Here is a 24,351-nt window from a genome sequence, read left to right as displayed (position 1 = left end):
TATTTTTGGACATTAAAAAAGCGCGAGACGGGATTCGAACCCGCGACCCTCGCCTTGGCAAGGCGATGCTCTACCACTGAGCCACTCACGCATGTGCATTTATCATTTCTTAACGCAAGATATATTCTAGCATAATTAGAAAAAAAGTCAATACTTTTTTGGAGATTTTTTGAAATTATTCCTTTACTAATTATCTATACATACCACCATACTATATGATATAGTATAGAATAGGACCCATTGAAGGGAGTGAGTGACATGAAACGTCGAATGATACAAAACAAGGTGATTTCCAGTTAATTAAATAGTGCAGATGTATTGGACATCTGAATGTTTGTGTTTTTGTTGCTCATGAGAATGATCTATCCAGATGATTTGTCATAAATAGGTTGACCTTTTATTTATTGAACCTATTTATATGATTATATTAGAGAATAAAGTGTGCTCAATGGCATGCTTTTTTTGTGCGCAAAAATACGTATGTATCAGAGATAAAATAGAATAGAAAGAATGAGGAATAGACATGTTAAAATTAAAGTATTTAGAAGATAACCGTGATTTGGTCATGACATTGTTAGATTATTGGGTATATGATGAAGAAAGCCTTTCATTACTCAATGAGTTTCGTATTTCATCCAATGCTATATACCCCTATAAAGCTCAAGGTAATGTGCATTTGTTAAGATTTTCCCCAAATGCTGAGAAAATACCAGAGACTATTCTTGCAGAGCTTGAATATCTGGAATACTTACAGAAGAATAACTATTTAGTACCAGAAATTATACCATCCAAGAACGGAAATACTCTTGAAATCATAAACACATCATGGGGCGTTTACTCAGCTGCAGTTTTTAAGCATGTAAAAGGTGAGAAGTTAGACCGTATATCACTGACAGACCAGATTTTATTTGGTTATGGAAAAGCCCTTGGTGAATTGCATGTACTCAGCCAGAAATACAAGCCCAAGGTTTACAAGCGCATATCTCACGAAGAACAATTGGATGTGATGTTAAAAGCAATGACACCTTTCAAAGAAGAAGAGCAAATACGTTCAGCTATAAAAGCATTAAAAAAGGATATGAAAGCCTTGATAAAAACACAAGATAATTATGGCCTTATTCATTATGATTATGAATTGGATAATGTATTTTATGAGAAAAAATCCAATAAGTATTATATCATCGATTTTGATGATGCTGTCTATCACTATTATATGATGGATATTGTTAAATGTAAGGATAATATACTGGAGGAGCATCCAGAAATGGATGAAAAGCATGTAGTAAGCTGTTTTTTAGAAGGTTATACATCCGTAAAACCAATTGATAAGAGGATGTTGGACGATGAAGATGTTTTTAAGCGATACTATCAACTATATAGCTATGTACGATGCCGTCTTGCATTGGCTGAACCTATTGACAATCCTCCTGAATGGATGGTGGAATTAACGCATCGAATTGAAAATTATTTGAAGGAAATAAAGGGTTATTTAATCATATAAAAATTTAAAATATAATAATACTTATTGTAAAGTAGAAAAATAAGTTAAATAGTGTTAAAATAGTAATATTAATAAAGGGAAGGTAGTGAAAAATGATAAAAGGTAGCAAAATTTTGCCGTTCAAGTATCCACCGATAACATGCTATGAAGACCAAGCAAATACACTCTCAATATTACTCAATGATGAAAGGACATTACCTTGGATCTATAGTCATTATATCCATTCAGAAGTTTTTGAAAAAAATGGGCAACAAACAAAAGCTCATTTTTATAGAATGCCTTGCGATTGGATAAGAATAGATGCAGTACCATTTGTAATAGTAGAAAAAATGGGAATCGAGCTCCATGATTTTTTAATGCAATCCATTGATTTAGGCTACTATGTGAGATATCCTATTGATGCCTTTCACATTCATTCATATCAATCTAATTACCACTATCCTCATCATATTATGGTTTATGGTTATGATCAATCAAACAAAAAATATCATATTGCTGATAATTTTAAATTAGGAAAATACAGCTATGAAGAATGTACATTCAAAGAAATGAAAAAAGCCTTTATGTCTGGTGTTAAGAAAAAGGTGGTTATCAAAAATCCTGTTTTCAATTTACTGAGCTTAAAAAAGGATTTCAATTATCAATTTGATGTTGATTTTGTATCCGCTTCACTAAAAGCATATGTATCATCGGAGAATATTTCTGTATTACATTTACGCCAATATGAGCAACATAAGAAAAATTGGCAATATGGTCTAGCCCAATATGGTTTTTTACAAAACCAAATAGATGCCTTAATGAAAAATGAAGGTTATTTTGGGATCAGATCTTTTCATTTTCTTTTTGATCATAAGTCTATCATGCTTGATAGAATAGTATATATGTCTGATAAAGGTTACTTAAAGAATAAAGAAGCTTATTATAAGGATTATAGCATGATTAAAAAGGATTGCTTGACTATTAGGAATTTAATCATTAAATACACCATAGACTCAAACATAGATACATTAGAAAGAGTAAAATCATTACTATATCAAGTAGAAGAAAATGAAAGAAAAACTTTGCAGTCTTTAATTAAAGATTTACAGTGATTGTTTATAAGCATAAATTTTTAGCTTTGAGCCTAGTGTAATTTAGGTAGCTAATATTTCAAAGTATGCCTACATCCACCTTGTGTAAAACCAGTACATAATGAGAATAAGCCTATTTCCTAGTATGGAAGTAGGCTCTATTAAATAGAAGAATTCTTTCTTATAATACAATCTATACCAGTATATGGTAATGAAGTTTAGGAACTCAAGTCTGATAGCAAGTATTAAGATGTAAATCAGGGGCGTTTTAGCCCTTATGTGTCACTAGACCATGTCATAAAACCATCAAAAAAGGCTATTATCAAATATTGATATAGCCTTTAAAATCGCTTAAATTAGGGAAATGCAGTTGGGGGGACTCGAACCCCCAAGTCCAAAGAGGACACTAGATCCTTAGTCTAGCGCGTATGCCAATTCCGCCACAACTGCATATTTACTTGGTATCCATCAAATTTTTCATTAAAAAATACGCTAGATTACCTCGCTTGAAGATTATAGCACAGGACATTTTTTTTTGCAACCCTAAAATGTCAAAAAAACTTGAATGACTACATCATATGTTTAATTAATCTTGATGATAAATAATAGGACTGAACATATTTATATATTTGTGTATATTACGCATAGAAAATAGTCAAAGCCATTCAATAGAATCTAATCAAAGCATATTGATTTGGTATTATGTGATAAAATTTCTTTAAAACCATTGTTGTGTATTGAACTAGATGATAATTATGATATCATATAAAATAGGGAATAACACCTAATAAGGAGTTGATAATTATTTTATTACAAGCTATAGACAGTTCTTCTTCATCCAATAATCTAGATATAGCAGTAATATACATTGTAATATTACTACTATTTATGGCTTTTATTTGGATTATAATAAAGGTAATAAAAAATAGAAAGAAATACTAATAAATATAACCCCCTTGTAATAATTTATTACATTATGGGGGATATAGGTTTAGTTTTAAAAAGTCCCCCCAACTGCATCAACCATAATGACATAATTAAAGGCTATTTCGTAATAAAAATAGCCTTTTTTGATGCTTTTTTTAATTACTAGATTTTTTGTCTAGTGACGTTAAGGGGCACAAGTGCCTATGGTTTTTAGATTGAAATACTAGCTAATTAAATCTTATATAGGCTTCTTTAAAACACAATGAATAGTTTTCTTCTACTTGTGAGAGATTTTCTAACGACTAATCTGCAACCTTAAATCTTTTATTAATGACTGCAATATTTTCCTTTCACTTTCTTCTATTTGGGACAAAAGAGATTTTGCTTTTACAAGGGTTTTATTATTTGGAGATAATGCATACTTAATAATAAAAGATCTAATGGTCATACATTTTTTGTTGATAACAGTATAATCTTTATAATGGGTTTCTGAATCTTTTAAGAAACCGCTATTACCCATATAGGCTATTCTATCTAGCATCATTGAATTATGGTCAAAAAGGAATTGAAACGACCTAATACCAGAAAAATACTCATTGTTCATTAAGTTATCGATTTGGTTTTGTAAAAAACGATATTGGGCGAAGCCATACTGCCAATTTTTCTTATGTTGCTCATTTTGACGCATATGTAATAAGGAGATATTCGCTGATGTTATGTATGCCTCCAGCGCGTTAGATACAAATTCGATATCAAATTGATACTTGAAATCTTTTTTTAAGCTTATTAAATTAAAAACAGGATTTTTAATAACCACTTTTTCCTGAACACCTGATAAATAAGCATTGTTCATATCTTGGAATGTACATTCTTCGTAGCTGTATTTTCCTAATTTAAAATTATCAGCAATATGATATTTTTTCTTTGATTGATCATAACCGTGAACCATAATATGATGAGGATAATGGAAGTCAACTTCGTAAGAAGGAATATGGAAAGCATCAATGGTAAATCTTACATAATAACCCAGATCAATGGCTTTCATTAAAAAATCGTCTAGCGTAGTTCCCATTTTTTCTACTAATGAAAATGGTACTGAATCAATCTTTAGCCAATCGCAAGGTATTTTATAAAAATGTACTTTTGTTTCTTGGCCTTGATGTTCATACACTTCTGAATGAATATAATTACTATAGATCCAAGGTAAAGTTCTTTCATCATTAAGTAATATTGAAAGTATATTTGCTTGCTCTTCATAGCATGTTATTGGTGGATACTTGAGTGGTAGTACATTAGCACTTTTTATCATTTTTTTTATCCTCCCGTTAGTCATATTCATTTTTTAACAGGTTGCATTAACGTATTCTTTATAAATTATAATGATGCTTACTTGCTATTTTACAATTATTTTTTATGATAATGTTTTACGGAGATATTATATTACCATTAAATTCCATTATAATCTATAGAGTTAATGTTGTCAATATTCTATATATTTATGGTAACATTATTGTTTTGACTTATAGGTTTGTGTCTCTGATTTAGTTTTTCAAATAATTAACAATGAAATGTTATAAATAAAAAAAGGACTGCCGTAACAGTCCTTTTCTACATGCACATCACTTATTTCATCCCTTATCATCATAAACAGATTATTACATCCACTCAACTACCCTCTATCCTATACCCTCTCATCATATTGCGTTATGTATACCCTTATTTCCTTCTGGACAGCTCCTCATATACCTCATTATAGAAAATAGCATTTTCTACAGGTGTATTAGAAGGGATATGATTACCAACGGCCATAAAGAATCCTGGGCAGTTCTTACCAATATCCATACATCGTTTCACTTCATTATAAATTGCATCTTTATCACCTTTGAGAAGTATTCTTGTGTCTGCATTACCAACAAATGCATGGGTTTTGCCATACTTTTCAGCAATATAAGCCATGTCTGTCGTTGGTTCCATAACAAAAGCATTGATGCCACAATCAGCAATATCATCTATGAATTGTGTGAAGTTACCATCGGAAGTATAGATGATTTTCTTTCCAGCTTCTATGAGTGGAGCAAACATAATTTTATAGTTAGGGAAGACATATTTACGGTACCACTCTGGGCTAATGAAAGCACCAGATGTCCAAACAATATCATCATGTACCATAATAACATCTGAATCACAATCAGCTAGGGAATTAAAATAGGGCTGAATAAATTTTGCATAGCGATTAGCAGTTTCTCCAAAGCCTTCTTGGTCCATTCCAGCTGCCATAAGCAAGTAGTCCCAGCCAAACACTTCAAGAAGACCAGATATAAGTGTTACATAGATACCTGTCATCGCAACTGCATCTGGATTTAATATCTTTTGCTTTTGGAAATGTTCATTTTGTTGCTTAACGAGTGCTGCATGCGTTGGAACGGTGTAGGTTCCTTTAAAATCCATCTTGAGAACATCTTCATAGGATGAGAAAGGTGAGTAAACCTGGTTATTAAAATCGCTCCCTTCGGAAGCATATTCTGCGTGACCCATACTGGTTCTGTGTTCACCAAATATCCAACTATGATAAAGAATAGTCCATGAAAAATCGTAATTCCATTTTAATTTGAAGTCTGTGGAAGCTTTTTCCTTGACCTCATCAGGTGATGATGCAGTAACAGATGTTCCAAGGACTTTGTTAACAAGATCCCAGTGAGCATGAGCAGAATATTCAGTACGAGGAACTCTGTCTGGCATCTCTAGATTTAAGGCTGCTAAGCCGTCTGCATATGACATAATTAATTCCTTCCTTCAAGTCATTATTTATTTGATGACATGATACAATGCGTCATCTTATACTACTAGTGTACCAATTTCAATATCAGTTACCATTGATTATTAAATAAAATATATGGATTTTTATGCTTTTTATGTGTAAAATAGAAGTGAGCCAGTGGCCATAAGAAAGAATGAGGTGTGGATAATGCATGTACAGAAAATGAAAAGCAGTGTCTTATATAGTCAATATGTGAGTGTTAAGATAGTTGAACAGGGTATTGTTCATGGTGATACACGATGGTGTTATAAGGGGGTTACCTCACCTTTTCACCGTTTATACCATGTCATAGATGGTGAACTTACCGTTAGAGAAAATGGCCAGCGCTATGGTTTGAAAAAAGGTAATTACTACCTTATGCGACGGAATGCCACAATGGATTATTATGCTAAAGACAAATTTATTTTACACTACTTGCATATACAGTACCCATTAATTGGTGGTTTTGACATGCTTCAATCCATAGACAGTATTACACATTTTAAATTATTGGATGATCAGAAAATAAGATTTAACCGTTTGTTTCGAAAGTGCAATGTTGCGGGGTTTGCAGCAGGTGTCAGCTTGTTATATGAATTATTAGGACAACTAATCGATCAGAATGGATTGTATGAACATGCTCTTTTTTTTAGTCAAAATCATTATATTACCTTGCTTGAAAAGATTGAGCGAGAAACCAACGTGGGGTTAACAGTTGATGACATGGCCAAAATGTGTGAACAATCCACATCAGATTTTTCTCGTAAGTTTAAAAAAACGGTCGGTATGTCCCCTAAAGCATATCTTCATCATATTATTTTAGAAAAAAGTAAAGTTTTATTGGCGTCGACAACACTTTCCATGAAAGAAATAGCCTTTGGACTTGGTTTTAACGATAACCTTTATTTTTCTCGATTTTTTAAAAAATATTGTGATATGTCCCCTATGGCTTATCGGAAGAGTCAGATATAACATCATTATTTAATGTATGAAAAGGGTTCCAATTATATGGATGGGCTTAACATACAGTCGTTCTATAGAAAAGGTATGCATATCAACTATAAATACCATTCAAAACACAAAAAATTGAACATTAAAGTAAATAATTCATATTTATTTTCATGGACTGCTATGTTAAACTCCTAACATCACTGCTCATTTAAGCAGAACAAAGTATTAAGGAGCTAAAACATGAGAGAGAAATTAAGTTTAGATAAAGGATGGAAATTCTATAAAGGTGACCCAGCACCGCCGCCATTAAATGGTCATCAAGCGGTTTATATGGCATCAAAAACTGAAAGGGGCAGGGGCCTTGCAGCAAAAGACTATTATGATGCGGATTGGGAAGATGTGAATGTACCACATGATTATGTTATTCTTGGCGACTATGATAAAACGTTACAAGGTAGTCAAGGGTACTTAAAAAGAGAAAATGCTTGGTATCGCAGAAGTTTTACTATCAGTGAAGAGGATAAAGATAAACGCCTAACCTTAATATTTGATGGTGTTGCTACACATGCTACAGTTTGGGTTAATGGTCATCTTCTAGAGCGCAATTTTTGTGGGTACAATAGTTTTGAAATGGATATCACAGATGTCATAAGAATGAATGAAACAAATGTGATTGCTGTAAGGGTAGAGACTTCTGAACTAGAAGGTTGGTGGTACGAAGGTGCAGGCATTTATCGCCATGTATGGATGGTTAAAACAAATAAAACAGCCGTAGCCAATTGGGGTACGTTTGTGAACCCTACTAAAATGGGGGATACGTGGCAAGTAGCCATTAGTACCGAAATCAGTAACAGTAATTTTTCCAATAAAAAACTTACCATTTTACACGAACTTAAAGATCAAGAAGGTAAGTGTATAGCCAGTATAGATGATCACATAGAAACACACCATAGAGATAGGATTAGCCATAGCATTAACATACAAGACATACAACCTAGACTCTGGGATATCAATGACCCTTACTTATATCAAGTAACAACCTCCCTAAAATACGACCATACAATTGTTGATGTGTATGAGACGACCTTTGGTTTTAGAGCCCTGAAATTTGATGCGGATACAGGATTTTATCTGAATGACATCAATACTAAAATCAAAGGGGTGTGTGGTCACTTCGATCATGGCGGTCTTGGTGTTGCCGTACCTGACCAAGTATGGGAGTTACGCATAAAAAAGTTAAAGGCAATGGGCTGTAATGCTTATCGATGCGGGCATACGCCACCAGCACCAGAATTTTTAGACTTATGTGATAAGTACGGCTTACTGGTTATGGATGAATCCAGGTGGTTTGAGACGTCTAGAATTGGATTATTACAAGTTGAAAATATGCTGAGGCGTGATCGCAACCATCCATCTGTCTTTATGTGGTCTGTTGGGAACGAAGAACCTCTTCAAAGTACAGATACTGGGGAAAAATTAGCTGTGCACTTAAAAAGATTTGTTAGGACATTGGATACATCACGACCTGTCACAGTGGCTTTAAATGGAGGATTTTATGATTCCAAAGTATCAAAAGCCAGTGATGTGGTTGGGGTGAATTATAATTATGGCTGTTATGATAAGCTTCATGAACTGTTGCCAGACCATCCAATATGTTCACCAGAAGTAGGTGCTACATCCAACACAAGAAGTGTATATGTAAATGCGCCTGAGAATGGGCATTACTTAGCCTATGACGACATCCATGCCAAGTTTGGTTCCACCCATAGAAAAGCGTGGGAAGAAGTTGTAAATAGAGATTTTGTTTTTGGTGTTTTTGTATGGACAGGGTTTGAATATCGAGGCGAATCAACATGGCCTAAGTTGTTTGCAGGTGGCGGTGCATTGGATTCATCTGGTTTTGAAAAAGATAATTATCATCTATTTAAAGCACTCTGGACAGAAGAACCCATGGTACATGTGATGCCGCATTGGAATCTTGATATAGAGGAAGGTACAGAAGTTAAGGTGATGACATATACCAACTGTGAAGAAGTTGAGTTATTTCTAAATGGTAACTCCTTAGGTAGAAAAGAGAATCACCCTATTCATCAGACTGAGTGGACGGTTCCATATAAAGAAGGTACTTTAAGAGCAGTTGCCTATCATAAGAACAAGGAAGCAGCCGTTGATATAAAAGAAACCTTAAAGGCTCCGTATCATGTTGAAGTCAATGAAACCCCAACAGGCGGAAAAAGCCTAGAGCAGGATGTAAAAGTATTGGAAGTAAGCATTAGAGACAAAGAAGGAAGGCTAGCGACTCACCTGGATGAACAGATGACCTTTGAACTTGAGGGTATGACACTTCTTGGCACAGGGAATGGGGACCCGGCAGATCATGACCATAACAGAACGACTGACCGAAAGCTATTTAAAGGCTTATGCCAAGTTATTACAAGAATGAATGAACAAGTGGAGAATTGCAGGATTACCGTGAAGACACCGAACTATGGAGAAGCATCACTGGTTTTAGATACAAAAAATGTCACCACATATCCTGTATTACCTATAGCTAAAAGAGAATGGACCATTAGCCAGTGGTGGCGATCACCCGTTAAAGCCCATGGAATAGATTTAAATAAACCCATCAATATTCATGATGTAAATACCTGGGAGCCCATCACATTAGGTCATCAGGTCTTTGAGAAAGGAAAGGGTTATCGACACTATTATGTCAGTACAAAAATGCCAAGTTTCAATGATGCATTGAATATGGCTTGTATCAAATTAGTGGGTATTCAGGGGCCTGTGCAATTTAAAATTGAGCACAACAAAGATTATTGGCCATTACCACAACCCCAAGCATTTTTAGCCATTGAAGAGGCTTTCAAAGAGGACACAAAGGAACACCTGATACCACTGAAAGGTTTTTATAAAAATGAAGCAGTATTGTTGCACATTGTGGTTGAAAACCAGTTGAACCATATTGTTGGGTTAAAATCCGTACAGTGGGTTATCATAAAAAAATAATATGTATATAAAAAATTGAATACCTTTGGAAGAAAGACACTGTTGAAAAAAGCAGTGTTTTTCTTGTATAATAAGACATTAGATAAAAGCATAAGTTAAAAACATTCCTATTGCATGATAGGATTCCTATTGCTAAAAAAAGGCATACCATGCTAATCTGTCTTTATAAGTAAGCTTAAACGTAAAGGAGGGAAGTATTTTCCGTATTAATTCATTGTTTATTGGGGGACTAAAATGAAAAAGAATTTTACGAAGTTATTTATTAAATTTTTTATGCCTTATTTATTGATCATCATCATCATGTCTGCTCTGGGTTCAATTGCATATATAGCCGCTTTTAGAGAAATTGAAAGTAATGCGATTAAAATGCAGCAATCTTACATTGAACAAAGCAAATCTGTGTTAGATAGGCGTTTCAAAGAAGCAATGGATGCATCAATACAATTACAACAAATTCCAATTGTCAATGGATTTAAGAAAAGGACGCGATTTGATATTGAAGAAAATTATTACCCAGTGGTTGAACTATATAATCAGTTGAAGAATATTCGATTTGTGAATGACATTATCGAACAGTACTTTATCTTTTATGATAATTCAAAAGTAGTGGCTAGTAATGCTAATATAAATTATTACAATAAATTATCTCCTGATAATTTTAAAGTGGGTACCATTGATAAAGACGTATATTGGGAGAGCCTTTTTAAGAAATACTATAATGGTCACATACAACCTGTAGAAAATTATATGATCTATAAAAAACCAATACGAGGGATTTCAATCCTAACGACCATTGGTCATGAATTCAATAGTCCTGAAGCAGTTATATTAATGATACTGGATGGAGAAAAATTAAAGCAAAACATGACCGGTTTTGAACAAAACCTTGAAGGTAATTTCTTTGTGGCTGATGCAGAAGGTCGCATACTTATTAGTTTAAACGATGAACTTGGTATCACCGAGAATGGCTACGTGGATTTTGATACCATTAAACATCAATTCTTGACATTTACAACGCCTTCAGAAGTGACATCTTGGAATTACATCTTGATACAATCGGAAGATGAGGTGTTTCGAGAAATTTTTAGACTGAGGAATGCAGCGAGTATACTTATGGCGACTATCTTTGTTGTTGGCTTGCTTACATCACTTATATCAGCTAGATATAATTCAAAACCTGTCCATACTTTAATGAATAAACATGAAGATTTAGTGCAACGTGTTAAGAAGCAGATTCCATACCTTAGAATGACTTTTTTGGAAAGATGGCTCATGGGTAATTATACCAACATTGAAGAAATTATTTCCATGACGAAATATTTAAAAGCCAATTATATTGGAACTCTTTATTGTGTCATGGTTGTGGATTATGATGAGCGTATAAATATATTAGAAGATTTAAGTGAACATAACATTAATGAACTTGAAATGAAGCGACTTATTGTGAAGGATTTACTGACAGAAGAGATTTTATTACCTGAATATGTCCATGACATAGATCATGATAAATTAGCTGTTATATTTATAACAGATGGAACAGACGAAAATCAATTCAGAAAGCATATCGAAGAACAAATATGTCTATGCATCGATCTTATGGCTTCAAATTCAATTAAGGATGTTCGATTTGGTGTGGGTAATATCTATAAAGACATGGCTGAAGTATCGTCATCCCTCTCAAACGCAATGGATGCTTTAACAACCATCAATACAAAGAGTGAAAAAGGGTACGTTTGGTTTGATACATTAGAAGAGAACTTGGATAGCTATTATTACCCAGCAGAAATAGAGAATAGGCTGTATAACTGTACCCGAGCTGGCGATAGTGAGCAGGTAAGACAAATACTAAGAGATATTATTAAACGGAATATTTTTGATAAAACATTGCCTGCCAATATGATGAAAGTATTTATCTATGAGATATGGGGAACCCTTGCAAAAGTTCAAGAAAGAGCTGTAGGTGAAGATAATGTGGTGAAATCCATTATACTTGAAGCCTTTGAGAAAATGGATTCCATGTCAAACCTTGAAAAAATCCAATGCAGCAAACGAGTATTCTTGGAAGTATGTGAAGTCATTCGCAATGAAAGAGAAGACAAACATGACCATATAATGGATAGTATTAATCAATATATTGACGAGAGTTATCAGAATCCTGATTTTTGCTTACCCATGGTAGCAGAAAAGTTTAACCTATCCTACGCTTATTTATCACAAATATTTAAAGCGTTTAATAATGAGTGCTTTATTAACTATCTTCAACAGCTTCGTATGAAGGAAGCAGAGAGACTCCTTCGAGAAACCAATATGGCTGTAAAAGATATTGTCATTGCCTGTGGGTATAATTCAAGTAATACATTTGGAAAAGCTTTTAAACGTATGCATGGTATAAGTGCTTCCGTATATAGAGAAAAGCAACAGGCTGTGTAGGTAAGTGTACTGAAAATGTGATATAGATTTGACAATGTGATTTTTTTATGGTGAAGTGTTAAGCCGCACCAGCACTGCAACAAAGGAAAACTTTGTTGCGGTTTTTTTATGCTATCACATAACCTGAAAAAGTGATGATAAGGTGTAAACAGGAATTACCATTATCTAAAATTTATCCTATATACAAGATGTTTAGTCCCTTGTTATACTCAAATCATTCAAATGGGAAAGGACGTCATATTTTGAAGAGTACATCAAGAAAAAACAATAAAATAAGAAAAAAGGGCTTCTTTAAAAGAAGTTTAAAAAGAGACTGGCAACTATATGTATTACTGTTACTTCCATTAACATACATCATTGTTTTTAAGTATGTGCCGCTTTGGGGTGTGCAGATAGCATTTAAGAATTTTGTAGCTACCAAAGGGATTGGAGGTAGTGAATGGGCAGACCCATTATTCAAAAACTTCATTAAATTTTTTAGTGATTATAACTTCTGGCGTGTGATTAAGAATACGTTAGGTCTTAGTCTTTATGGCTTAATAGCTGGATTTCCATTGCCAATTATATTTGCGTTATCCTTAAATTATGTCAGGAATGTAAAATTCAAAAAAACCATTCAGATGATTACGTACGCACCGCATTTTATTTCCACGGTTGTTATCGTTGGTATGTTACTACAATTCTTTTCAACTAGAACAGGCATCATCAATCAAATAATTATGTCCATGGGATTTAATGAAATTAACTTTTTTGGTACCAAGGGGACTTTTCCACATATGTATGTGTGGTCCCAGATATGGCAGAGTTTAGGATTTAGTTCCATCATCTACATAGCAACCTTAGCAGGTATTGATCCTTCATTACATGAAGCAGCTATTATGGATGGGGCTAATAAAGTGAGACGTATGTGGCACATTGACTTGCCAGGTATTATGCCAACAGCTATTGTGCTTTTAACACTTAATTTAGGTCGAATTTTGAATGTGGGTTTTGAAAAAGTTTTGCTTATGCAAAATCCAGTGAACTTAAATCAGTCGGAGATTATATCCACGTATGTCTATAAAATAGGTTTTCAATCAGCGTTACCTCAATTTAGCTACTCTACTGCCATTGGTATATTCCAATCCATTGTAGGATTTATACTCATCGTAACGTTTAATAAGATATCGCGTAAAGTATCCGAATCAAGTCTATTCTAGGGAGGAAAAAAATGAATTATAAAGAAACAGGTGCTGACAAAGCATTTACATTTATTAACTATACGGTACTGACAATGCTCTTTATTGCTGTTGCCTATCCTTTAATCTATGTCATTAGTGCCTCCTTTTCGTCATCCAGCGCAATTATACAAGGTAAGGTATTCTTATGGCCGGTTAACTTTAATCTAGATGGTTACAAAGCGGTATTTAATTATGCATCCATTATGACAGGGTTTGCAAACTCATCTTTCTATATGATTGTTGGTACGTCTGTTAACATTGCATTAACGGTTATGATTGCTTACCCTTTATCCAGACAAAATCTTATTGGTAAGCGGGTCATTTCACTTATGTTAATATTTACAATGATATTTAATGCAGGACTTATTCCTAACTACTTACTCATCGATAAATTAGACCTTATTGATAAAAGAGCCGTTATGATTATACCAAAAGCTCTTAATGTATGGAATGTGATGATTACCATTACTTACTTTAGAAGAACAATACCGAAAGAATTGCTAGAAGCATCACAGATTGACGGATGTGATGATTTCAAATTCATTCGCATGGTCGTATTACCCTTATCCAAACCGATCTTAGCTGTCATTACATTGTTTTATGCCGTAGAACATTGGAACGCATTCTTTGACGCTTTTCTCTACATTAAGTCTGCGTCCTTAAGACCGTTACAGATTGTATTAAGGGAGATTTTAGTTCAAAATCAAATTTCCATGGATATGATTTCAAGTATTGACCCAGAAAATTTAGCAGTTAAAGAAAATTTGGCCACGCTGCTTAAGTATTCATTGATTATTGTTTCTAGCTTACCACTGATGCTTCTTTATCCATTTATTCAAAAATACTTTGTGAAAGGTGTAATGGTAGGTTCAGTTAAAGGCTAGACATTAATAATAGAAATCTGTTTGGTATAAAGCATAGAAAAACAAATACCAACACAAAAACTTAAAAGGGAAGGTGTAAAAATGAAAAGATATTTAACCATGTTACTGGCATTGATAGTAACCATGTCTTTAGTGTTCACAGGTTGTGGATCTAAGAAAGCACCAGATGAAGAAACTTCAGGTAATAATGCTGGAACAACATCATCGGACAAAGATAAGGATAATGGTGATACTGCAAGTGAAGAGAAGTTATCATTTCCACTTAAAGAACGTGTGAAATTAACAGCTTTTGTACATACACGTCCAAATGTCGATAATTTTGATGAAAATGCAATGACGAAGTATATAGAAGAAAAAACGAATATTGACCTTGAATTCGTTGTTGCAACGAATAATGAAGCCCAAGAAAAACTAAACTTGTTGCTTGCAACAGGCGATTATCCAGATTTAATTTTAACATCCCAATTGACTTCAGCACAACAATCTTTATATGGATCACAGGGTAGTTTAGTAGCCCTTAATGATCTTATAGAAAAATATGGTACCAATACTAAAAAAGTATTTGACTTGCATCCTATTGCTAGAGAGAGAGTGACCATGCCAGATGGCAATATTTATAACTTGCCAACCATTAGTGAATGTTATCACTGTTTATCAACACAAAAGTTATGGATTTATAAGCCATGGCTAGATAAATTAGAACTTGATATGCCACAAACAACAGAAGAATTTTATAATGTGTTAAAGGCTTTTGCTACACAAGATCCTAATGGGAATGGCATAGCAGACGAGATTCCAATGGCGGGAGCTTATAAGGGATGGGAAGCTGAACCAGAAGCTTTCTTAATGAATTCTTTTGTCTACAATCCTACACGTCAAGGTGGAGCTATGAGATTATTTGTTGACAATGGTACAGTAAAGGCTTCCTATTTCACCGATGGATGGAAAGAAGGTCTTAAATACATGCAGCGCTTACGTAAAGAAGGTTTACTTGCTGAAGAAAGTTTCACCCAAGCCCCAGATGGACTTAAGCAGATGGGTGAAAACCCAGATGTGGTTATTTTAGGAGCATTCCCTGGTGGTTTTCCTGGAACAGGTACAGACCTTTCAGGTGAGCGTTACAAAGATTATATAACGGTACCTCCACTTGAAGGACCAGATGGTGTAAGAATTGCTAAATATAGTCCTTATGCTTCTGTTAGAGCTGCATTTAGTATCACCAATGCATGTAAGCATCCAGAAGTAGCTATGATGTTAGCTGATTTACTATATGGAGACGAACTAAGTCTTTGGAATTCAAATGGACAGCCAGGAATTGATTGGGAATATATAGATGATGACAACAAACTTGGTATTAATGGTGAAAAGGCTAGTTGGGCAAGTCTTATCCAGCTTGCAGACCAAAAGCCAAATGGGTTATGGAATCAAATGGGTAACTACTACAATCCATCTCATGTGCGACTTGGTCGTTATCAAGAAGACCCAGAGAACATGGAAGTCATTCTTTACAGAGAAACAAAGAAGAATTATGAGCCTTATTGGCCATCGACAGATATTTTATTACCACCACTCACATTAACAGAAGAACAATCAGCGGAATTGCTAACCTATTCAACATCTATTAATGAGTATGTCTTAGAGAAAATTGCTGAATTTGTCCTTACAGATGTGAACATTGATGAGGTGTGGGACAGTTATAAAGCTGAGCTTGAAGGCATGGGTATTAACCAAATGTTAAAGGTATACCAAGAAGCATACGATACAAAATAACCTAAGCTTAGGTTGACTTTCAAAAGAAGTGTGTCATAATGAAGAAGCCGACGACTTGGTTCGTTGGCTTCATTTATAAGACAAGATAAGGAGTAAGTATATGATTGAAAAAAAACAGTCTCTAATCGGAAAACAACTGGAAGGCGTTGGGCGAATCCTTGAAGAAGAAAAGTATAATGTATGGGGTTGTTCGCCTATTTATGATGAAGATGGTCGTGTTCATGTTTTTTATGCACGATGGGAAAATAAGTACGATCATTTAGGTTGGGTGGCAGCTTGTGAAGTAGCTCATGCTGTGGCAGACTCACCAGAAGGACCTTATAAACACGTGGGTGTTGTCTTACAAGGTCGTGGTGGTCAACATTGGGATTCATGGTCCATACATAATCCATCTGTTTATAAAGTAGATGACAAATACATTATACTATATATGGGTTCAGATGGTTCAAATCTAGGAAAAACCTTAGACGAAATAGGTGAGATGGATGGGGATATGTATAAACCCTATTTTCATAAACTTGTCAACTCCAAAAGAGTAGGTATGGCAATCGCCGATTCCCTTGATGGTCCTTTTGTTCGTGTATCTGACCAAGAACCCATGATTCATGTTGGGGATGATACAGACTGGGATAGTTTCTGCACATCCAATCCCACATTTACCAAAACACCAGAGGGTAAATACCGTATCTATTACAAAGCATGGAGTCAGCAGACAGCAGCTAAATTCAATGGTAACCGGCAATACGGCTTTGCAGAATCAGACACATTAACAGGCCCTTACAAAAAATATGAGGGTAACCCTGTCATCGATTATTCGTATATTGAGGAGCGGGTTCAAGCAGAAGATGGCTATATATGGTATGAAGATAATAAGTATCATATGGTTATGAGAGATATGGGCGTCTTTAATCATGAGTATGGTTTATACATTGAATCAAAAGACGGTATTGAGTGGAGTGAGCCTAGTATTAGCTATTTAGATGCTCCCAGCTACTTTGATGAAGCCATGCCTGGACTAACACGTCAAGGACGATTTGAACGCCCTCAATTATTATTGAAAGACGGTTCCCCAACCCATTTATTTTGTGCTTATCGAGGCGGTAAATATAATACTTCCAGTGGCGTTGTTCTCAAAATTAATAAAAATAAGTAATGCATGGCTTCAACTATAGATATCAGGGTATCTTGAAGGGTAGTGGATATACCATAAAACAAGTTGCAGTGATAAGAAAAAACCATAGAGGGGAGCATTGGTTATGAAGAAAAGAATGGCCTATAACATGAATTTTGACTGGCAGTATCACGATGGTGATCTTGAAACAACGGCATATGAAAGTGTCCATGAAACACGATTCAAGTCACCTATTTGGATGAAAGCTGGTAATTGTGGCGTAGCAAAATGGGGCTACGATACCAGTCATTGGGATAACATCAATGTGCCCCATGATTTTAGAGTGTATCGTGGGGAATATGATCCAGAAAATGTACCAGAACCAGAAGGGTTCTTGAAAATGGGCATTGTTTGGTATCGAAAGGCATTTTTTGTGGATAAGAGCCATGAAGGAAAATGTATCAGCATAGAGTTTGATGGTGTCTACCGAGATAGTGAGATCTATGTAAACGGTCATTTTGTTGGCAGGCACTTAAGTGGTTACACCAGTTTTCATTATGACATATCCGATGTCATCCGCTATGGGCAACCCAATGTTGTAGCTGTTAGGGTAAATGCGACGAATTACGAAGGATGGTGGTATGAAGCAGCTGGCATCTACCGAGATGTAAGATTAGTCATCACAGAGCCAATTTATGTGAAAAAGGATGGTATTTTCGTTAGAACATATATGCCCATGAACAGTTCCAAGTTATTTAGAGAACGGAAAGAGATCCCTTCTGTCTTATTAAAAGCCGATATTGACATGGGTAATGATACGTCTTATGAAGGTATGCTAAAAGTAGAAATAGAAGTTGTCGATCCTTATGGTGTATCTGTCATGAGTAATTATGATACAGTGAAAGTAGATGCCTACGAAGACAAAATCATAACCCTTGAAGATGTTATCATTGGACCTAAATTATGGGACATTGATTCGCCTAGGTTGTACACACTTTTCGTGACAATCAAAAAAGATGATCAGGTGATGGATACACAGACATTGACCTTTGGTATCAAAGATGTGCAGTTTACATCCCAAAAAGGTATTTATCTCAATGGACGTTCTATTAAAATCCAAGGGGTATGCGTTCATGATGATTTTGCAGCCGTTGGCGGTGCACTTACCGAATCCACCATAAGGCATAAAATTCAAATTCTTAAAAACATGGGGTGCAATGCCTATCGATGTTCTCATAACCCGCCATCTCCCTATTTGTTAAAGGCCTGTGATGACATTGGTATATTAGTCATGGACGAAGTACGATTGATGAGTACAGCAGATGAATACATCCAACAAATGACGGATTTATTTAAAAGAGACCGTAACCATGCATCCATTTTTATATGGTCCATTGGTAACGAAGAAATGAATATTCATGGCACCCCAACAGGTGTTAGAATCATGAAGAAGCTACAAAGATTGGCTCATAGACTGGATGATACAAGACCCATTACCTACGGTAATAACTGCAATTGGTATGACATCACAAAGTTCCATGAGAATCATGACTTTCATATTGATGTTTTTGGTTTTAATTATTATGTCAACCGCCAATTTGATTTGTACGATAAAATACATGCAGAATATCCCGACCGATGCATACTCGGTACAGAGAACGGTTCGGGGCAATCCACAAGAGGTCAATATCTGCCAAGGGAAGAAGAACTGAATCCAGGCTATTACAGTGAACGATCCAAAACAACCAGCATATGGGCAAACCCTAAACGGAAGTACAATGTAAGTGCCTATACAGAATCCTACCCTTTATGGGGTTCTACGCCCCTTGAAACCTTAAAAGCAGCAGATAAAAACTATGTTGCAGGTTATTTCGTGTGGACGGGTTTTGATTATCGAGGGGAGATATTTCCATTTACATGGCCCAGCGTTATATCTAGATACGGTATTATAGACTTGTGTGGGTTTATGAAAGATTCAGGTCATCAATATAGGGTTCATTGGACAAAAGAGCCGTCTATTCATCTTATGCCTCATTGGACGTTTGACTGTGTTGGAGAAGAAATAGAAGTTGTCATAACAGCCAATACACAAGAGATAGAGTTTATCTGTAATGGTACGTCTTATGGACGTAAACCTATTGCACCCTTTGAAGCCGCTCATTACTTTGTGCATTATGAACCTGGTGAGATTATAGCACTTGGTTATAATGATGGGATTGAAGTGGTTAGAGAAAGTCATAAAACAGCTTCAGAGCCTAAGTGTATTCAGCTCCAATTAGTCAGTGACTATGCACTAAGAGCAAATGGGGAAGACACGATCATGGTCCAAGTGAAAGTTCTTGATGCCTTTGGTATAGATAACCCATCAGCTAGTAATAGAATAGACTTTCAGGTAGAGGGCGTTGGTGAGATAGTTGGTTGCGGTAATGGTGACCCATTATGCCACGATCACGATCATAACCACCATCGAGCATTATTTAATGGTCTTGCGTTAGTTGTTCTCAAAACCACAAGACAAACAGGAACCATAAGGTTAACCGCATCATCTGATGGCTTAATGTCCGATACCATGTACATTCAAGTGACAGAGAAAGCAGACGATCAATTGGTTCCAGCTGTCAAAGACGCTACTCTAGAAGTATACGATACGAAAGATGCGGCAGATGGAGGACTATGATACACCAGTAATCGAATAGGGTTATGAACGCGTGTACAAGAACCCTACTAGGTGATCCTTCGGTAGTCCTTAGGGCTATAACCCGTATGCTTTTTAAACACATAGGAAAAGTAATAAGGTGTATTAAAGCCAAGTTTGTCAGAAATGGAGCTGATGGAATCAACGTCCAATTTTAACAATTCTTTGGCTTTTTCTATACGCATTCTATTAAAATAATTCATAGGCGATGTACCAAAGGTTGTTTTGAAAAGCCGTATGAGATAGTTTGGATTAAGATTCATCACCTCTGCAAAATCTTCCGTTTGGAGTTTCCTATGAAGGTTCTGTTCCATAAAGGTAAGGAGGGTGTTTATCTTTGTAGAAGCCACTTGACGTGCCAAATTAACCTCATTTTTACAGATATCACTAAAATAGTAGTGAAGTAACTCCAATAATAAACTATTGGCTCGAATGGGGGAAAAAGCTTGTTGGTCATTGGAATAGCCCGACATCTTGGTAAAGAGGTCTTCAACATAGGGAATGTCATTTACCTTTTTTAACAATGGGAAGGATAAAAACTGGCTAATGGGAACTGTTCCAATATACCCATTAAAATGACACCAATGCTTTACATAACGCTTTGGACTAATGATGGCTAGGCTTTGAATGGACCCCTCAGGTATAAAAAGAATCTCACCAGGGCGAGGCATGTATTTTTTATGATTGATGGTAACAAGTCCTTCCCCTTTGTCGATAAAATATAGCTTGTTGTAACCCAGTTTCTCATTGTTTTCATTCCACGTTTCAAGGACTTTGCCATAATGGGATTGGAGCAAATCGACTTTTAGATGTGCCATATATTGCCTTATTATTTTATCATCCATATCAGTTCCCCTTTTCGTAAAAGTAGGTTAATATTTCGTATTTTTATTATACCATGAAAGCACTATACTAACAATAAGGTGGTAGTTAAGCCAAAAAAATATGTGCAATAGAAAAGGAGAGTATGATGAGTAAGTTAGCTGCGTATTTAAAGACAATTGATGAAGTGATTGAAAAAGGACCTTTTAAAGATGATTGGGCGTCTTTATCTCAAGTGCCAGAACCCACATGGTATAAAAAGGCTAAATTTGGTATTTTTATTCATTGGGGTGTTTATTCAGTACCCGCATTTGGTAGTGAATGGTACCCTCGTCACATGTATGATGTGGGTTCAAAATTTTATGAGCATCATATTAAAACTTATGGGTTACATAAAGATTTTGGCTATGCAGATTTTGTACCCATGTTTAAAGCTGAGAAATTTGATCCAAAAGCTTGGGTTGAATTATTCAAAGCAGCTGGTGCTAAGTATGTGATGCCAGTAGCGGAGCATCATGATGGGTTCCAGATGTATGACAGTGATTTATCCGAGTGGTGTGCAGCTAAAAAAGGTCCTAAAAGAGATATTTTAGGGGAACTTAAAAAAGAGATTGAAGCCAATGATATGGTATTTACAGCATCCAGTCATCGGGCTGAGAACTTTTGGTTCATGAGTGGGTGTAGAGACTTTGATTCTGGTATTCAAGACATTGAATATCAGGAACCTTACGGGTATGCCCATAAGCTTTTTGATGCAAAGAGTGTAGGCAGTACACACAATATCTATAATGAAGGACCATGTGAAGAGCACCTTGAAGATTGGCTTGTAAGGACATGTGAGTTAGTGGATAAATATCAACCAAAAGTGGTTTGGTTTGACTGGTGGATACAGAATATGGCTTTTAAACCCTATCTTAAAAAGTTTGCAGCCTACTATTATAACAGAGGCGTAGAGTGGGGCGAACAAGTTGCCATTAATTATAAAAACGATGCCTATGCAAAAGGGACTGCTATCTTTGATGTGGAACGTGGCCAGCTAGCCAATATTCGACCAAGGTTTTGGCAAACAGATACAGCAGTGGCTAAGAATTCATGGTGTTATACAGAAAATAATGATTTTAAAACCCCTGAATCCATTGTGTGTGACTTAATTGATATCATCAGTAAGAACGGTTGTATGTTATTAAACATTGGCCCAAAAGCAGACGGAACCATTGCAGAAGAAGATGAGAGTGTATTACGTGCTATTGGTAAATGGCTGGCTACCAATGGTGAATCCATATACGATACCTCTTATTGGAGTGTTTTTGGTGAAGGTCCTACAGAGATTGTGGAAGGTTGTATGAATGATGTTGCCCGTTCACCCTTTACAAGTGAAGATATTCGCTTCACTTATAAAGCCCCTTATATCTATGCCAATATCCTTAAGTGGCCAGATAACGGTGAAGTGGTGATTAAATCATTGGCTAAAGGCTCCAAGCATTTTGAAGGTCACCTTCAGGCCATTGAACTTCTTGGTTTTGATGGAGAAGTGACTTATGAACGCCTAGAGGAAGGTTTAAAAATAAACGTGGATCAGCCAATAAACACAACTTTCCCTGTTTGCTTTAAAATAACCATAGATTAAACAAGACATGGATGAAGGAGTATAAACATGCGTAAACAACCAAATGTATTATATATCATGTCGGATGACCATTCAGCTAATGCCATTAGCTGTTATGGTTCTATTCTGAGTGATGTTTTTAAGACACCGAATATGGACCGCCTATATGAAGAAGGTACGAAGCTTCAGCACTTTTACAGTACTAATGCTATCTGTACACCCGCTCGAGCATCCATTATGACAGGGCAATATGGACATATCAATGGTGTTCGGACCCTTAGTGACCATTGGGACCCTACCCAAGGACCTAATTTAGCCGCTATCTTCCAAGATAACGGTTATGAAACAGCCATGTTTGGGAAATGGCATCTTCATTGTGAACCCTTAGGCTTTGATGACTACAAATATCTTTCAGGTTGCCACGGACAAGGCACTTATTGGGACCCTGAATTTGAGGAAAAGGACCTTGGAAGAAAGGTGCATAAGGGTTATGTGACCGATGTTATTACAGATATGACCACCAACTTCTTAGACAACCGGGATACATCAAAACCATTTTTTCTCATGTGTCACCACAAAGCACCCCACGATTTTTGGGAATTTGCCAAGAGACATGAACATCTGTTTGATGGGAAGGACATACCTGTACCCGATAGTTTGTTTGAAGACCGTAGTCATCGAAGTGAAGCTTCAAGAGACTTTGGTTCATCGGTCACACCTAGAAGTAAGGTGAGAAGTTTATATCAAGATTTTCAAGCTGAGGATTATGTGACAGGACCCCTTAAGATTGATGACGATATGACATTTGAGCAGAAAGGTTTAGCTGCGTATCAGAAGTATCTAAAAGACTACCTTAGAACAGTAGCCGGTATTGATGATTCTGTTGGGGTACTGTTGGATAAACTAGAAGCCATTGGTGAGTTGAATAACACCATTATTATCTATACATCCGATCAAGGTATGTTTCTTGGTGAGCATGATTACCAAGATAAACGATGGAGTTATGAGGAATCACTACGTGCCCCATTTTTAATCAGGTATCCGGAAAAAATACCTTCAAAGGTGACCAATACCAATCTGATGGCCAATATTGATGTAGCACCTACATTGCTTGATTTTTGTGGTATTTCCGTACCAAAAGCTATGCAAGGTGTGTCACAAGTACCTGTATTGCTACAAAAAGAGCAAGAGGACCTACGATCTGTGATTTACTTTAGATACTGGATGAATTTAGCACATCGGCACCATAACCCTGCTCATTTTGGTATTCGGACGAAGCAATATAAGTTCATTTATTATTATGGCAAAGCCTTAGATGCTGCAGGTGCAGTCCATGAGGATACACCGACTGGATTTGAGTTATACGATATGGTCAATGACCCTCAAGAAATGAACAATATATATGAGGATGAAGCCCGTGGAGAATTAGTCCAATCACTTATGGAACAATTACATGATGCCAGAAAAACGTATATGGATTTAGATGAGAACTATCCCAACTTATTAAGTAAAGAATAGGCATTATGTAATAACCAACCCTTAAGAAGTCCATTCAAAC

General features: G+C 35.7%; 15 protein-coding genes and 2 tRNA genes. 12 read left to right on the top strand and 5 right to left on the bottom strand.

From position 1 onward, the window contains the following. Positions 1-19 precede the first annotated feature (19 nt). Positions 20-91: transfer RNA gene (locus HZI73_RS21405), tRNA-Gly, on the bottom strand. 432 nt (positions 92-523) lie between these two features. Between HZI73_RS21405 and HZI73_RS21400 the strand changes: the two genes are divergently transcribed. Both HZI73_RS21400 and HZI73_RS21395 read left to right on the top strand, forming a co-directional pair. Beyond that, entirely contained in the window at positions 524-1,501 is a 978-nt protein-coding gene (locus tag HZI73_RS21400; RefSeq protein WP_212695387.1) for a phosphotransferase enzyme family protein, read from the top strand. Between the two features lie 92 nt (positions 1,502-1,593). After that, positions 1,594-2,592, top strand: coding sequence for a hypothetical protein (locus HZI73_RS21395; protein ID WP_212695386.1), 999 nt, complete (start codon positions 1,594-1,596; stop codon positions 2,590-2,592). A gap of 344 nt (positions 2,593-2,936) precedes the next feature. Here HZI73_RS21395 and HZI73_RS21390 read toward each other — a convergent pair. The 3 genes from HZI73_RS21390 to HZI73_RS21380 all read right to left on the bottom strand — a co-directional run bounded on the left by HZI73_RS21390 (position 2,937) and on the right by HZI73_RS21380 (position 6,276). Continuing rightward, a tRNA-Leu gene (locus HZI73_RS21390) sits at positions 2,937-3,021 on the bottom strand. A 772-nt stretch (positions 3,022-3,793) separates the two neighbouring features. Then, on the bottom strand, positions 3,794-4,807 hold the full coding sequence (locus HZI73_RS21385; RefSeq protein WP_212695385.1) for a cysteine peptidase family C39 domain-containing protein: 1,014 nt from the start codon (positions 4,805-4,807) through the stop codon (positions 3,794-3,796). 407 nt (positions 4,808-5,214) lie between these two features. Then, on the bottom strand, positions 5,215-6,276 hold the full coding sequence (locus HZI73_RS21380) for a uroporphyrinogen decarboxylase family protein (RefSeq protein WP_212695384.1): 1,062 nt from the start codon (positions 6,274-6,276) through the stop codon (positions 5,215-5,217). A 187-nt stretch (positions 6,277-6,463) separates the two neighbouring features. Between HZI73_RS21380 and HZI73_RS21375 the strand changes: the two genes are divergently transcribed. The 8 genes from HZI73_RS21375 to HZI73_RS21340 all read left to right on the top strand — a co-directional run bounded on the left by HZI73_RS21375 (position 6,464) and on the right by HZI73_RS21340 (position 20,347). Then, complete coding sequence (locus tag HZI73_RS21375) at positions 6,464-7,267, top strand: helix-turn-helix domain-containing protein (protein ID WP_212695383.1); 804 nt, start codon at positions 6,464-6,466, stop codon at positions 7,265-7,267. 219 nt (positions 7,268-7,486) lie between these two features. Continuing rightward, on the top strand, positions 7,487-10,255 hold the full coding sequence (locus tag HZI73_RS21370; protein ID WP_212695382.1) for a glycoside hydrolase family 2 TIM barrel-domain containing protein: 2,769 nt from the start codon (positions 7,487-7,489) through the stop codon (positions 10,253-10,255). 234 nt (positions 10,256-10,489) lie between these two features. Then, on the top strand, positions 10,490-12,685 hold the full coding sequence (locus HZI73_RS21365; protein ID WP_212695381.1) for a helix-turn-helix transcriptional regulator: 2,196 nt from the start codon (positions 10,490-10,492) through the stop codon (positions 12,683-12,685). A gap of 242 nt (positions 12,686-12,927) precedes the next feature. Next, positions 12,928-13,884 (top strand): ABC transporter permease, encoded by a 957-nt coding sequence (locus HZI73_RS21360; protein WP_246552242.1) that lies wholly within the window; start codon positions 12,928-12,930, stop codon positions 13,882-13,884. An 11-nt stretch (positions 13,885-13,895) separates the two neighbouring features. Continuing rightward, entirely contained in the window at positions 13,896-14,789 is an 894-nt protein-coding gene (locus HZI73_RS21355) for a carbohydrate ABC transporter permease (protein WP_212695379.1), read from the top strand. A gap of 81 nt (positions 14,790-14,870) precedes the next feature. Next, entirely contained in the window at positions 14,871-16,559 is a 1,689-nt protein-coding gene (locus HZI73_RS21350) for an extracellular solute-binding protein (protein ID WP_212695378.1), read from the top strand. Between the two features lie 100 nt (positions 16,560-16,659). Further along, positions 16,660-17,712 (top strand): glycoside hydrolase family protein, encoded by a 1,053-nt coding sequence (locus HZI73_RS21345; RefSeq protein ID WP_212695377.1) that lies wholly within the window; start codon positions 16,660-16,662, stop codon positions 17,710-17,712. Between the two features lie 103 nt (positions 17,713-17,815). After that, the gene (locus tag HZI73_RS21340) at positions 17,816-20,347 is read left to right on the top strand and encodes a glycoside hydrolase family 2 TIM barrel-domain containing protein (protein WP_212695376.1); all 2,532 of its coding nucleotides are present in this window, start codon (positions 17,816-17,818) and stop codon (positions 20,345-20,347) included. A gap of 47 nt (positions 20,348-20,394) precedes the next feature. On the opposite strand, the gene HZI73_RS21335 is transcribed toward HZI73_RS21340, so the two are convergent. After that, positions 20,395-21,210: an AraC family transcriptional regulator gene (locus tag HZI73_RS21335; RefSeq protein ID WP_212695375.1), complete on the bottom strand. Its 816-nt coding sequence runs from the start codon at positions 21,208-21,210 to the stop codon at positions 20,395-20,397. Positions 21,211-21,332: 122 nt separating this feature from the next. Here HZI73_RS21335 and HZI73_RS21330 point away from each other — a divergent pair, with 122 nt between their 5' ends. Further along, positions 21,333-22,814 carry an alpha-L-fucosidase gene (locus tag HZI73_RS21330; protein ID WP_330619616.1) on the top strand — a complete coding sequence of 494 codons (1,482 nt, stop codon included), beginning with the start codon at positions 21,333-21,335 and terminating at the stop codon, positions 22,812-22,814. A 27-nt stretch (positions 22,815-22,841) separates the two neighbouring features. After that, positions 22,842-24,311 carry a sulfatase family protein gene (locus HZI73_RS21325; protein ID WP_212695374.1) on the top strand — a complete coding sequence of 490 codons (1,470 nt, stop codon included), beginning with the start codon at positions 22,842-22,844 and terminating at the stop codon, positions 24,309-24,311. Positions 24,312-24,351 lie beyond the last annotated feature (40 nt).

This window comes from Vallitalea pronyensis (assembly GCF_018141445.1).
GTDB lineage: Bacteria > Bacillota > Clostridia > Lachnospirales > Vallitaleaceae > Vallitalea > Vallitalea pronyensis.
This window is presented reverse-complemented; position numbering and strand designations above follow the sequence as displayed.